Here is a 13,380-nt window from a genome sequence, read left to right on the forward strand (position 1 = left end):
CACCTATTGTTCTTGTTCGAATTGCGCTGGAATAACGCCGCGCTTCGCTCCGCGCTGAAGGAACGGCGTCACGTGTCCCTGAGTTTTGATGGCAGCGGCCTCCCGTAGCCGCTGAAAAGACTTATCTGGCCAGCCAGGCGTTGAAGCGTTCGTTCAACTCATCGGCGTGGTCACCCCACCATTCGGAGTTCACTTGCAAGGCGTTCGCGAAGTTGGCGGGGCTGGTAGGCAAGTCAGCCTGGACTTCCGGGCTGAGCATCTTTTGCGAGGAATAGCGCGTAGGGCCGTAGGGGATGTAATTGGCTTGATCGGCGAGTACCGAGCTTTGTGTCGCAAACTTGAGGAAGTCGAAAGCGAGGGTTTTATTGGTATTTCCTGCCGGTAAAACCCAGGCCTCCATGTCATAGACCTGACCGTCCCAGACGATCTTGAATGGCTGGTGTTCTTTCTTGCTGGCAATCACGATGCGCCCGCTGTAGGCGGAGGTCATGCTGACCTGGCCATCGGCTAACAGCTGTGGCGGTTGCGCTCCAGCCTCCCACCAGACGACCTGATCCTTGATGGTGTCGAGTTTGGCGAAGGCGCGATCAAGGCCTTGCTCTGTTTCAAGTGTTGCATAAACTTGGTCACGGGGAACGCCGTCGGCCATCAAGGCCCATTCCAGATTGACTTGCGGGGCCTTGCGCAATGATCGCTTGCCAGGAAAACGCTTGATGTCGAAGAAGTCTTTCAGTGTCTTGGGTTGCTCGCCCGTAAAGGCGTTGCTGTTGTAGGCCATCACGGTGGACCAGACGTAGCTGGCAACGCCGCAATCGCTTAACGCGCCGGGAATGAAATCTTTTTCGGCTGGCGTGCCGTCGGGGGCGGGAGCGAGGGACTTGGGGTCGATTTTTTCCAGCAAACCGGTATTGCAGGCGCGTAATACGTTGAGCAACTCGGCATCTACCACGTCCCAGGAGACTTTCTTGCTGTCGACCTGGGTCTTGATCTGCGCGATGCCACCGGAGTAATCCTCGGAAATGACCTGGGTACCGGTCGCGGCCGTAAATGGTTTATGGGCGGCTTGAATCTGCGCATCGGTCAGGTTGCCGCCATATGACACCACTGTAAGGCTTGTGTTGGCCAAAGCACTGGCGCAGATCAGGGGACAAAGCAAAAGCAAAGGGAAGCTGTTCATACGTGATACCCGTTTTTTATTGTTGTGGGTAACCGTTGCGGGGCGATACGCACGCTGTCGGCGCAAAGCCTCAGTAACGATCAGGGCTTCACTGTCTGAAAAAACACGGAAGGGGAAAAGCAATAAAAAAATGGCCAATGGGGCGAATTTATTTATGCGTGAGCGGTGGAAGGTTATCCCTAGGACCGCTCGAGGGCTCCAGTTGATTGCACCGTGTTCCGGTCGGCCACAGTCAACTGGAAACGCCGCAGGGTTATCAGATCCGGCGTTCGGCCTGGGCCTCTTCGGTCAGCCATTCGGCAAACGCAGCCGCTTGAGGATTGACAATCTTGTGTGGTGAGTAGACCAGGTAAAACGCCTCTGAAGTTTCAAATCGCGCAGCCAATGGTGCGATCAATTGACCCGACGCCAAGTGCTGTTCGACCAACGTTGAGCGGGCCAGTGCTACCCCTTGGCCCAGCTCGGCCATTTTCAGGGCCGAGATCAGCGTGTCGAACTGCATGCCTTGTGAATAATCCACATGATCGGCCTTGGCCTTTTTCAGCCAGTAACCCCAACCTTCTTCATAGCCCAGAACGTGCAGCAGTTGGTGATGGCCCAGGTCGGCAGGGGAGTTCAGCGGTTTTTCAGGGCAGGGCAACTCGGGCGCGCACACGGGGAACAGTTTGTCCCACGTCAGGCGTTCGCTCTTGAGCCCCGGCCATTTGCCGCTGCCGTAACGAATCTCCAGATCTGCTTCCAGGTCGGTTTCGCCCATCCAGATATTGCTCGTGATTCGCAGGTTGATCTGGGGGTGTAACTGGCGAAAGCGAGCGAGCCTGGGTGCCAGCCAGTGGGTGAAATAAACCAGGCTGAAGCGGATGGTCAGCACTTTACGATGGCCTTGGCCGAATATCTCATCGGTCGCCGCTGCCAGTCTTTCCACCGAGTCATGTACCGCCGGCAAAAACGCCAGTCCCGGTTCGGTCAGCTCCAATCCCCGGGGCAAACGCTTGAACAGCGCAGCACCGAGTTGCGATTCGAGAGCCTTGATCTGTTGGCTGATAGCAGCCTGGGTCAGGTTCAGCTCCAATGCGGCATCGGTAAAGCTGAGGTGACGCGCCGCAGCCTCGAAGGCGCGCAACCAGTTAAGTGGAGGCAATCGTTTTTTCATGGTGCCGAACTCGATGGCGTGCACGCCTGTTGTTGTAATCCCCGGCTTTTGGCAAGGCCGGATGCTATGGATTCGGGATCATCGGAGCATAAACCCATAAATCCTGCTTGCAATACATAAAAAAAATGACCCCTCAGGGCTTTTTTTTATTGCTTTCGCCGACACCGACTTTTCACGAAAGTATTCGTCAAGTCGTTCTTCGGCAGTCGGCCACCGCAAGGGCTGCGCCACGTTGCTGACGACCTCAAACATCAAGAAATGGCCTGCCCGCAACTGCTGGCAGGTCAATAAAAATAAAGGGTGAATCATGGCACAGCGCAGTCAACTGCCTCTTTGTGGCGTTAACGTCATCGACTTCGGTCAATACATTGCCGGCCCGGCCGTTGCGATGATCCTCGCGGATCTCGGAGCGACGGTCATTCACATCGACCCACCCGGTGGGCCGCTTTGGGATAGCCCGGCCAATGCCGTGCTCAATCGCAACAAGCTCTGCGTCAGTCTTGACCTGAAGTCGCCTGAAGGCCTTCAGCAGGCACGGCAGATGATCGCCAAGGCTGACATCCTGATCGAGAACTTCCGTCCAGGCGTCATGACTCGCCTGGGCCTCGATTTTTCCGAGCTACGTACCGAGCGCCCAAGCCTGATCACGCTTTCCATTCCAGGCTTTGCCAGCAACGATGAGCTACGTCGGCAGTGGCGCGCCACTGAAGCAATCATCGCCTCGGCCTCCGGTGTTTTCACTGACATGGGGCAGAACCGTGTATTGATGGGATTCAATCCGAGCTTCTCGCCGCTGCCACTGGCCTCGGCGTACGGCACTATGCTGGCCGCGTCCTCGGTGTTGCTGGCATTGCAGGCTCGCCAACGCACCGGTCTGGGGGACGAAATAGAAGTACCGCTGGCGGCAGCGGTGATGGAAGGACTGTCGTATAACTCGATCAAGATCGACGATTATCCGCTGCGCTACAAAACCCTGCGCGAAAAGGAAATCGAGCGCCGACGTGCGCAAGGTTTACCGATGAACCTTAGCTACGACGAGTTGCAGGAGTACCTCGACCCGTTCTATCGCACGTACGAATGCGCCGATGGCCGAAAGTTCTATGCGGTCTGCCCGTCGCACCGGTCTCACGCCAAACGCTGCCTGCAAGCCATGGGATTGCTGGATGAGATGATCGCTGCCGGCTTGCCCAAGGTGGATGACCCGTACCTGCCGTTCTCGCAGTGGGAAGGCGATGCCTCGCTTGGGGTTTATCCGCTCCCGGCCAATTGGGCCAAGCGCATCTCCGAGCGCATGAAAGAAGTGTTTCTGACAAAGACCTCGGCGCAGTGGGAAGTGATTTTCGGGGAAGGGCAGTTCCCCGGCACGCCACACCGTTCGACCCGGGAGTGGTTGCACGATGAGCACGCCAATACCGCAGGGCTCGTGGTCGATGTGATCGACCACAAATACGGAGTAATGAAGCAGCCGGGACCAATGGCCTGGCTTGAAGACAGTGCGGCTCTGATGCTCGCCCCCGTATCGCGCCGTGATGTCAGCATTGACGAGGCTTTGGCAACGCTGGACGAAACGCCGCGTGATGTCCTGCCGGCAGTGTCGGATTCCGCGCCGAAGGGCTGGCTGGACGGTGTACGGATTCTTGATCTGACCAACGTCATCGCCGGTCCACATTCCACTTCCTATCTGGGACGCTTCGGCGCTGAGGTGATCAAACTTGATCCGACCACGCCAAACTATGATCCGTGGAATACGGTGGTCTTCGGCCTGTCGTCGGCGCGCGGCAAACAAAGCATTCTGGTCGACCTCAACCAGCAGGAAGGACGCGAGGTATTCGACAAGCTGGTACAGACCGTCGACGTGATCGTAATGAATGCGCCTGATCGTCAACTTGCGCCGCTGGGGCTGGATGAGGCCAGCCTCAAGGCAATCAACCCAGGTGTGATCTTCTGTCAGCTCGATTGCTTCGGTGGCCCACGCCGCGGGCCGCGTACCGACTACCTGGGCTACGACGATCTGATTCAGGCCACAACCGGCATCATGTTGCGCTTCGGCGGCGGGATGGAAACGCCAGAAGAGCATGCGCACGTCGGCACGATCGATGTCATGTGCGGATTCGCTGCGGCGTTGGGTGTGGCGGCGGCGCTTTACCAGAAAACTCGTACCGGTCAGGTCAGTCGCGCACGTACATCGCTGGCGGCGCTTGGCAACCTGGTACAGGTTCCGTTTTGTTATGACTACGTGGGACGTGCGCCATTCGATGAGCCATCGGGACGTGACGTGATGGGATACCACGAATTGTCGCGCTTCTATCACACCGCTGACGGCTGGTTGTACCTCGATACTGACTTGACCGAACTTGAGCGACTGGACTCGGTTGACGGGCTGAGGGGTATTGCTCAAGCGCAGGATCGTGCGGCATTCCTGACCCTGGCGCTGGCCCAGGCCCCCGGTGAAACCTGGCAGCAACGCCTGCAAGCGGTGAATCTGGCTGCCGCCGTTCCGGACAATATTGATCAGCTACGCCAGCGATACAGTCGTGCTGCGGATGGTCTGCCGGGCACCGGGAACGGCAGTTACTCATTCAGTGTGTATGCGGATCATCCAAGCGGTCATCGCATTACGCAGCTGGATCCGTTTGCGATTCGCCCACGGCACGCACCGATTCGTGCATTGCCACCGGCTGAAAAGTTTGGTGCCTCGACCCGCGCCGTCATGCGCGAGATGGGCTTTAGCGAGCCACAGATCGAGGCACTGATGGATAAAAAGGTGATCAACGACAGCTGGAGCCAGGAATACCTGCCGAGCTGACCTGCACCCACCCACCGAACCTTCTTACAAGAACCGATAACAGGGACGGCCGTTGCCGGGCCGCCCCCTGCCTGTATCAAACTTCTGGAGGCATCATGTCCAACCAAATCGTCCTGCCACGTATCCTGCAAGTCGGCGCCAAGGCCAGTCAGGCCATTCCGGATGTATTGGCCAGTCTGGGTTGCAGTCGCCCGCTGATCATCACCGACAAGATGATGGTGCAGTTGGGTTACGCACAAAATATTCAGGATGTACTCGCGGCCAAAGACATCACCGCCGATGTGTTTGCCGACACAGTTCCGGAACCGACCGTCGCCTCGATTCAAGCAGGTCTTGAGCATACCCGGAGCGGCAGCTATGACAGCATCATTGCCCTGGGTGGCGGCAGTCCGATCGATAGCGCCAAGGCCATCAGCATTCTTGCCAAATTTGGCGGCCAGATGCGCGATTACAAATTCCCGCGTCAGGTGAATGAGCAGGGACTGCCCATCATTGCAGTGCCTACCACGGCAGGCACCGGCTCTGAAGTCACACGATTCACAATAATCACCGATGAAACGACCGACGAGAAAATGCTTTGCGTAGGAATTGGCTTCATGCCGGTCGCAGCACTCGTCGACTACACCCTCACTATGAGTCTTCCCGCCCGCGTAACCGCTGACACCGGACTGGATGCACTGACCCACGCCATCGAGGCTTACGTCAGTCTCAAGGCCAATCTCTATAGCGACAGCCAGGCACTGGCAGCCATGAGCCTGATCGGTCCCAACCTGCGTCGGGTTTATCGCGATGGCCAGGATGCCGAGGCTCGGGAAGCGCTGATGCTCGGCTCGACACTGGCTGGTGTCGCATTCTCAGCCGCGTCGGTGGCACTGGTGCATGGCATGAGCCGGCCGATTGGCGCGTTCTTCCATGTTCCCCATGGTCTGTCCAACGCCATGTTGCTGCCGACTATTACCGAGTACTCGATCCCCGGTGCCCCACATCGTTATGCCGATTGCGCTCGGGCCATGGGCGTCGCCACTGCGCGAGACTCCGATGAAGAGGCCAACGCCAAGTTGCTGGCGAATTTGCGCTCGCTCAATGACGAGCTGCAAGTGCCGACGCTGGAAGGCTTCGGTGTCAGCCGCGGCAAGTTTTTCGAAATGATGCCGCTGATGGTCAAGCAGGCACTGGCGTCCGGCTCTCCTGGTAATAACCCACGGGTTCCTACTGCTGACGAAATGGTCGAGCTGTATCGCAACCTTTGGTAAGCCGGCGCACATATCCGCGGCTAGACCGCACACTTCAATAATAAGGAACGCATATATGAACACCGTAGGCCATTTGATCAACGGCGAAGTTATCCTCGATAACGGCCGTACCCAAGCCGTTTTCAACCCGGCAACAGGCGAAGCGACCAAGCAGGTTCTGCTCGCTTCGAAATCGACTGTTGAAGAAGCGATCACCGCTGCTGAGGCGGCATTCCCCGAGTGGCGTAACACGCCCCCGATCAAGCGGGCCCGGGTGATGTTTCGTTTCAAGGAATTGCTGGAGCAAAACGCTGATCGCATCTGCCAGATGATTGGTGAAGAGCACGGTAAAATTCTTCACGACGCCATGGGCGAGCTGCAGCGCGGCATCGAAAACGTTGAATACGCCTGCGGTGTGCCCGAGTTGCTTAAAGGCGAACACAGCAAGAATGTCGGTCCCAATATCGATTCGTGGAGTGAGTTCCAGCCGTTGGGTGTGGTCGCTGGTATCACGCCATTCAACTTCCCGGCGATGGTTCCATTGTGGATGTTTCCGATGGCTGTTGCCTGCGGCAACTGCTTCATCCTCAAACCGTCCGAGCGTGATCCAAGCTCGACACTGTACATCGCCCAATTACTGCAGGAAGCCGGTCTGCCAAAGGGCGTGATGAGTGTGGTCAACGGTGACAAGGAAGCCGTTGACACCCTGCTGCATGACCCGCGCGTGCAAGCGGTGAGCTTCGTCGGTTCGACGCCGATCGCCGAGTACATCTATCGCACCGCCGCCGCCAACGGCAAACGCTGCCAGGCATTGGGCGGGGCGAAAAACCACGCCATCGTCATGCCGGATGCCGACATCGACAACGCCGTCAACCAACTGGTGGGCGCGGCCTTCGGTTCGTCCGGCGAGCGTTGCATGGCGCTGTCGGTAGCGGTCACTGTCGGTGATGCAACGGCTGATGCGCTGATTGAGAAAATGCGCGCAGCTATGGCCAAACTCAAGGTCGGCCAGTATCAGGACAAGACCAACGATTTTGGACCGTTGATCACCCGTGAGCATCAGCAGAAGGTTGTTGGCTATATCAACAGTGCCCAGGAGGAAGGGGCAGAGGTGGTGGTTGATGGTCGCGACATCCAGGTTCCGGCCTGTGAAGGCGGGTTCTTTGTTGGCGGCACGTTGATTGATCACGTCAAACCGGGCATGCGCTGCTATGAGGATGAAATCTTTGGCCCGGTGTTGCTGGTCGTCCGTGCCCAGAGCATGCAGGAAGCCATGAAGCTGATCGACGATCACGAGTACGGCAACGGCACCTGCATTTTCACCCGGGATGGCGAGGCTGCGCGTTATTTCTCCGACAACATAAAAGTCGGCATGGTCGGGGTTAATGTGCCGCTACCGGTGCCAGTCGCCTACCACAGCTTTGGCGGCTGGAAGCGATCGCTGTTCGGCGATTTGCATGCCTACGGGCCTGATGCCGTGCGTTTTTACAGCAAGCGCAAAACGGTGACTCAGCGCTGGCCGTCGTCGGGCATTCGTGAAGGCGCCGAATTCTCGATGCCTACCATGAAGTAACACCGGTGATGCGTACCGGGCGCGGTCTCGCGCCGGCAGCCCGGTACCTGGGTGTCAAACCTCCAAATATCATAATAAAAGGCTACCTGGATGTTGATGTCGTCACCTCCTCGGCGCGTGCTCTCGGCACACGCCACAGAAAAAGACCTGTCCCTTATCGTTATCAGCCTCGTGGTTATTACGGCGGCTGTCGGCGCGCTGACCGCATCGCCCGAGCATTCCAAAATGCTGGCCGAGCAATGGTTCGATACGACCACGCGCTGGTTCGGCTCTTGGGTGCAAATGCTCGGTTTCGCTTCGGTCGTCATTGCCTTTGCGTTGGCGTTCAGCAAATACGGGCATATTCGCCTCGGCACAGGCGCACCGGAGTACACCAACACAGGCTGGGTATTCATGTTCATTTGCGCGGGCCTGGGTTCTGCCACGATGTACTGGGCATTCATGGAGTGGGGCTACTACTACCTAACCCCGGGGCTGAATATCGCCCCCGCTAGCAAGCAAGCACTCGAATTCAGCATTGCCTACTCATTTTTTCATTGGGGCATCACACCTTGGGCCATGTATGCCATTGCCTCGCTGGCAATGGCATACCATTTTCATGTCCGACGAAATGAAGGTCTCAGCCTGTCGAGCGTGATGCAGGCGATCACAGGCCTCAAGGCGAAGGGGCCGGCGGGGCGGGCGATCGATCTGATCTTCCTACTGGCAACTTTCGGTGGCCTGGTGCTGACCATTACACTGACAACCTCCACGGTATCCCGTGGGCTGGCTGACCTTCTGGGCTTGACCGATGGCTTTATGCTCAAGGCCGGTCTGGTCATATTAGTGACGCTTGTTTTCTCCCTGACTTCTTTCGTGGGAATCGCCAGCGGCATGCAGCGTCTGGCAAAAGTTGCCTGTGCGCTGACGCTGCTGTTCGGATTAATCGTTTTGATACTGGGGCCCACTCAGTTTGCCGTGAGTAACATCACCAATGGAATCGGCTTGATGCTGCAACACTTTGTGCAGATGAGCCTTGCTACCGACCCCACTGGCAATGGTGATTTTCCGCGCGGCTGGACCGCGTTCTATTGGCTCTATTGGACGACCTACACACCGGGCGTAGCGATCTTCGTTACCCGCGTATCACGCGGGCGAACTGTACGGGAAGTGATACTGGCGATGATTCTGGGCGGATGCGCTGGTTGCTGGTTTTTCTTCGGCAGTCTGGAAAGTTTCGCCATTCATCAGTTCATCACCGGACTGATCGACTCGCCGGCCATTCTCAGCAGCGGTGGGGGGGAGGCGGGGGTTTCGATGCTGCTCATCAGCTTGCCTTGGGGCAAGTTGATGGCGGCGCTGTACTTCCTGCTGATGCTGGTATTTTTGGCCTCACACCTGGATGCCGTCTCCTTCACCGTGGCTGCCACCAGTACGCGTAACTTGCGCGAGGGCGATGATCCTGCACCTGGGCTTCGAGTGTTCTGGTGCGTCATGTTGGCGGCACTGCCCACCGCCATGCTGTACATCAATGCACCGCTGACCACGCTCAAGACCGCCGTGACCCTTGCTGCCATTCCTTTCATTCTGGTGTTGGTGGTGATGATGCTCGGGCTGTTCCGGTGGTTGCGTCAGGATTACGGCAACCTGACGTCGGCACAAATCGAGTCGCAGTCCCGAGAGTGGCTTTCGAGTCAGCCTGCAGCGGACAGTGTACGTATATCTGACGCCATGAGCGGGTATCGGGTGACTGAAACAGGCACGGCCTGATCGGTCATGCCAACTGGCGGTCGGCCGCTCCACACAGATTATTCATAAGGGCAGTGGGGATGACCCGGCTGATGACAGAAGGAAGCACCATCGTGGTCAATACAATGCGCTCCAGCGCCAGGGTGATTATTGGCAGTGCGCTGATTCTGGCGCTGTCGTTGGGTATTCGACATGGATTTGGCCTGTTTCTGGCGCCGATGAGCCTGCAGTTCGGCTGGGGGCGTGAGGTATTTGCCTTCGCGATTGCCTTCCAGAATCTGTTATGGGGGCTGGCCCAACCATTCGCAGGAGGGCTGGCCGATCGTTACGGTGCGGGCAAAGTCGTGTTCACCGGCGGCGTGCTCTACGCTGTGGGTTTGTTGTGCATGAGCTTTGCAGATTCACCGTCGAGCCTGATGCTCAGTGCGGGCGTACTGGTGGGCATCGGTTTGTCTGGCACGACGTTTTCGGTGATTCTGGGCGTAGTCGGCCGGGCGTTACCGCCGGAAAAACGCAGTATGGGCATGGGCCTGGCCAGCGCTGCCGGCTCGTTCGGTCAGTTCATCATGTTGCCTGGCTCATTGGGAATGATCGAGGGGCTGGGCTGGTCCAAGGCATTGCTGATGCTGGGTGTACTGGTCGCCTTGATCTTGCCTTTGGTCAGTATGCTCAACGACAAACCGCTCCCTGTCGTCGGCGTCCAGCAAACTCTGCGTGAAGCCTTGCATGAAGCTTGTACCCACTCGGGATTCTGGCTGCTGGCATTCGGTTTTTTCGTCTGTGGTTTTCAAGTGGTGTTCATCGGCGTGCACCTTCCGGCGTTTCTACTGGATCAACATTTACCAGCCACGACCAGCACAACGGTGCTGGCGCTTATCGGCCTGTTCAATATTGCCGGCACCTATGTCGCCGGCTGGATAGGAGGGCGATACTCCAAGCCGCGCCTGCTGACTGTGCTGTACTTGTTGCGTGCGCTGGTGATTGGCGTTTTTCTTGTAGTGCCGGTCACGGCTTTCACGGCTTATCTGTTTGGCATTGCCATGGGGGTGCTGTGGCTCTCGACGGTTCCATTGACCAACGGCACGGTTGCGACGATTTTTGGCGTGCGAAATTTGTCGATGCTCGGCGGTATTGTTTATCTCTGCCACCAACTTGGTGCCTTTCTGGGGGGGTGGTTGGGGGGCGTAGTCTATGACCGCACTGGCAATTACGATCTGGTGTGGGAAATTGCCATTGGGTTGAGCCTGATCGCCGCAATCGTCAATTGGCCAATCCGCGAGCGACCACTATCTCGCCTCGATATCACAATGGCTAAGGCATGAGAAAAGGAGTGCTGGCAACCCTGCTATGCGCAGGGGGCTTGTCGCTGGCAGGCGGTTGGATCGGCTGGATGCGCGTCGGTCTGCAAGCATTACAGATCGGGCCGGGCGCTTGCGGGTAGCGGTGCCCTTTTGCGGATCGACAATAAAATTTGTCAAGAGATGGGCTCAAGACCGCATGACCGGACGCTGCGCAGCTGTTGCCATGTGTGGCGTGTTCCCCACCGCGCAGTGCCCTATGCATCATTGCAAGAATGGCGACTGGTTGTTACTCAGCCGTTGACATTTACTATGAGGCGGCCGCGTATTTTTCCGTCAAGTAAATCCTGCGAAGCCACCAACGCCTGTTCCAGACCAATTTCCCGGGTGATCAGGGCAAGGTTGTTCAAATCCAATTCTTTCGCAAGTCGCTCCCACGCCTCGATACGTCTAGATTTGGGTTGGGTCACGCTGTTGATGCCCAACAGATTGACGCCTCTCAAGATGAATGGTGCAACTGAAGAGGGAAAGTCCATCCCCTGCGCCAATCCGCATGCCGCAACGCTCCCCTCGGCTTTGGTTGCGGCGCAGACATTGGCCAGTGTATGACTGCCTACCGAGTCGATTGCGGCTGCCCAGCGCTCTTTGACCAGAGGGCGTCCCGGAACCGAAAGTTCGCCTCGGTCGATGATCGTATCAGCCCCCAATGCTCGCAAATAATCGGCTTCTTGGGGCCGTCCGGTCGACGCCATGACGGTATATCCCCGCCGTGCAAGAAGGGTGATTGCAAAGCTTCCGACCCCACCATTTGCCCCAGTGACCAGAATCGGCCCTTGATTCGCAGTGAGACCATTTCGCTCAAGCGCCATGATGCAAAGCATGGCGGTATATCCTGCGGTTCCGACTGCCATTGTTTGGCGTTCATTGAGCCCTTCAGGCAGCGGTATGAGCCAGTCACCGTTGACTTTGGCCATCTGGGAAAGTCCGCCAAAATGACTTTCGCCTACGCCCCAGCCATTGAGCAGGACACGATCGCCTGGTTTATAGGCCGAATGAGAGCTGGCTTTTACAGTGCCCGCAAAATCGATACCGGGCACCATCGGGAATTGTCGAACGACCGGGCTTTTACCGGTTATCGCGAGCGCGTCCTTGAAATTCAACGTGCTATAAGCGACCTGTACCAAGACATCCCCATCCGGTAACTGGGCTTCGTCGAGATCGGCCAATCGGGATTGATAATGTTCACCGCGTTTTTCGGCAACAATCGCTCTAAACATTTTGAATCTCCTTACTTTAGACTGATCGTCTTTAAAAGGGCGGAAGCTTCACCGAGTGATGCCGGCGAGAAATCCTGAGAAGAAAATATCCAGCGGGGAAACATTCCCGACGAGTTTGGCGCGCAGCACTGCGCCCTCCCAGCCAATCCAAAAAAAGGCAGCAATGGATCTGCAGTCGGCTTGCTGCGATAGCTCGCCAGCGGCGACTGCCTTTTCCAGACAGGCTGCTACAAGAGCCTGCCAATCGTTCAACACAGCGTCGACCCGCACTCGAAAACCATCGGGCAGAGCAAATACTTCCTGGCCGAGGTTGCCTACCAGACAGCCTCGGCGAAACTCATGTCTGGACATCCCAGACTTGGCATCCTCAACAAAGTTTGCCAAGCGTTGCAGGGGAGGGAAGTCGGGGTTTAGCAGATGACGCTCTAGTTTGCGTGCAAAGAAATTTGCATAAACCTCAAGTACCTCCATGCCAAAGGCTTCCTTGCTGTCAAAGTAGTGATAGAACGAGCCTTTAGGCACCTGAGCAGATTTTAGAATGCTGTCGATACCGGTACTGGCAAGGCCTCGTTCAGTAAGCATTTCCACCCCGCGGCGAAGCAAGATTTCGCGGGTATCATCATGCTCTCGGGCAACTTTTGGAGGACGTCCTCTGCGGACTGGAGATTTGGTGTCGGTCATGCAGGTACTTTAGACCGATCGTCTTTAATGTCAACTCTCAATCTCAGAATAGAGTGCATAATCACAAGCTGAGGTCAGCATGCCGTTAACTACGCTCCTGCGCTGCGACGATCTTGTCGCCACTGGCAATTACTACCGCGAAACTCTCGGTTTCACCGTGAGTGACTCCGCTGCGTCAACAATCACTGTGCGCTTGGATGACTGCAGTCTCATCTTTACTGAACAGGATATTTGGGGAGTACCAGTCGGGTACTCGGGTACGCTCTACTTGGCGATATCGAATGTAGATAGCTATTACGAGTCAGTGATCAACAACGCCGATATCGCTTGGGCACTTCAAGATACTGACTATGGTTCAAGGGAGTTTGGACTGCGCGACTGCAATGGCTACTACCTCGCGTTCACACAAAAACCGGTAGTCTGAATCGCGGTCAGCCTAGCAGGTTATTAAAGTT

10 protein-coding genes are annotated in these 13,380 nt (G+C 56.9%); 6 read left to right on the plus strand and 4 right to left on the minus strand.

Going from position 1 to position 13,380, the window contains the following annotated elements:
• Positions 1-121 precede the first annotated feature (121 nt).
• Positions 122-1,315, minus strand: a complete 1,194-nt coding sequence (locus CAF79_RS00800) for an ABC transporter substrate-binding protein (RefSeq protein WP_256579206.1) — start codon at positions 1,313-1,315, stop codon at positions 122-124.
• Positions 1,316-1,433: 118 nt separating this feature from the next.
• Complete coding sequence (gcvA, locus tag CAF79_RS00805; protein ID WP_085695992.1) at positions 1,434-2,330, minus strand: transcriptional regulator GcvA; 897 nt, start codon at positions 2,328-2,330, stop codon at positions 1,434-1,436.
• Positions 2,331-2,637: 307 nt separating this feature from the next.
• On the opposite strand from gcvA, the gene CAF79_RS00815 reads away from it, so the two are divergent.
• From CAF79_RS00815 to CAF79_RS00835, 5 genes are all read left to right on the plus strand, one after another.
• Positions 2,638-5,136 (plus strand): CoA transferase, encoded by a 2,499-nt coding sequence (locus CAF79_RS00815; protein ID WP_085695994.1) that lies wholly within the window; start codon positions 2,638-2,640, stop codon positions 5,134-5,136.
• 95 nt (positions 5,137-5,231) lie between these two features.
• Positions 5,232-6,389, plus strand: coding sequence for an iron-containing alcohol dehydrogenase (locus CAF79_RS00820; protein WP_085695995.1), 1,158 nt, complete (start codon positions 5,232-5,234; stop codon positions 6,387-6,389).
• Between the two features lie 55 nt (positions 6,390-6,444).
• Entirely contained in the window at positions 6,445-7,941 is a 1,497-nt protein-coding gene (locus tag CAF79_RS00825; protein WP_085695996.1) for a CoA-acylating methylmalonate-semialdehyde dehydrogenase, read from the plus strand.
• 90 nt (positions 7,942-8,031) lie between these two features.
• Positions 8,032-9,690 (plus strand): BCCT family transporter, encoded by a 1,659-nt coding sequence (locus CAF79_RS00830; protein ID WP_139832539.1) that lies wholly within the window; start codon positions 8,032-8,034, stop codon positions 9,688-9,690.
• A 104-nt stretch (positions 9,691-9,794) separates the two neighbouring features.
• The gene (locus tag CAF79_RS00835; protein WP_371917910.1) at positions 9,795-10,991 is read left to right on the plus strand and encodes an MFS transporter; all 1,197 of its coding nucleotides are present in this window, start codon (positions 9,795-9,797) and stop codon (positions 10,989-10,991) included.
• Between the two features lie 269 nt (positions 10,992-11,260).
• Here CAF79_RS00835 and CAF79_RS00840 read toward each other — a convergent pair whose 3' ends face one another.
• Complete coding sequence (locus CAF79_RS00840) at positions 11,261-12,244, minus strand: MDR family oxidoreductase (protein ID WP_085695997.1); 984 nt, start codon at positions 12,242-12,244, stop codon at positions 11,261-11,263.
• A gap of 48 nt (positions 12,245-12,292) precedes the next feature.
• On the minus strand, positions 12,293-12,925 hold the full coding sequence (locus CAF79_RS00845) for a TetR/AcrR family transcriptional regulator (RefSeq protein WP_085695998.1): 633 nt from the start codon (positions 12,923-12,925) through the stop codon (positions 12,293-12,295).
• 79 nt (positions 12,926-13,004) lie between these two features.
• Here CAF79_RS00845 and CAF79_RS00850 point away from each other — a divergent pair, with 79 nt between their 5' ends.
• Complete coding sequence (locus tag CAF79_RS00850) at positions 13,005-13,349, plus strand: bleomycin resistance family protein (RefSeq protein ID WP_085695999.1); 345 nt, start codon at positions 13,005-13,007, stop codon at positions 13,347-13,349.
• The last annotated feature ends 31 nt before the right edge of the window (positions 13,350-13,380 follow it).

This window comes from Pseudomonas sp. B26(2017) (assembly GCF_002113045.1).
In the GTDB taxonomy this organism is placed as follows: domain Bacteria; phylum Pseudomonadota; class Gammaproteobacteria; order Pseudomonadales; family Pseudomonadaceae; genus Aquipseudomonas.

Excerpts from the sequence above, each read along its gene's own strand:
- gcvA (WP_085695992.1), bottom strand. The coding sequence starts at position 2,330 with ATGAAAAAACGATTGCCTCCACTTAACTGGTTGCGCGCCTTCGAGGCT.
- CAF79_RS00815 (WP_085695994.1), top strand. The coding sequence starts at position 2,638 with ATGGCACAGCGCAGTCAACTGCCTCTTTGTGGCGTTAACGTCATCGAC.
- CAF79_RS00820 (WP_085695995.1), top strand. The coding sequence starts at position 5,232 with ATGTCCAACCAAATCGTCCTGCCACGTATCCTGCAAGTCGGCGCCAAG.
- CAF79_RS00825 (WP_085695996.1), top strand. The coding sequence starts at position 6,445 with ATGAACACCGTAGGCCATTTGATCAACGGCGAAGTTATCCTCGATAAC.
- CAF79_RS00830 (WP_139832539.1), top strand. The coding sequence starts at position 8,032 with ATGTTGATGTCGTCACCTCCTCGGCGCGTGCTCTCGGCACACGCCACA.
- CAF79_RS00835 (WP_371917910.1), top strand. The coding sequence starts at position 9,795 with ATGCGCTCCAGCGCCAGGGTGATTATTGGCAGTGCGCTGATTCTGGCG.
- CAF79_RS00840 (WP_085695997.1), bottom strand. The coding sequence starts at position 12,244 with ATGTTTAGAGCGATTGTTGCCGAAAAACGCGGTGAACATTATCAATCC.
- CAF79_RS00845 (WP_085695998.1), bottom strand. The coding sequence starts at position 12,925 with ATGACCGACACCAAATCTCCAGTCCGCAGAGGACGTCCTCCAAAAGTT.
- CAF79_RS00850 (WP_085695999.1), top strand. The coding sequence starts at position 13,005 with ATGCCGTTAACTACGCTCCTGCGCTGCGACGATCTTGTCGCCACTGGC.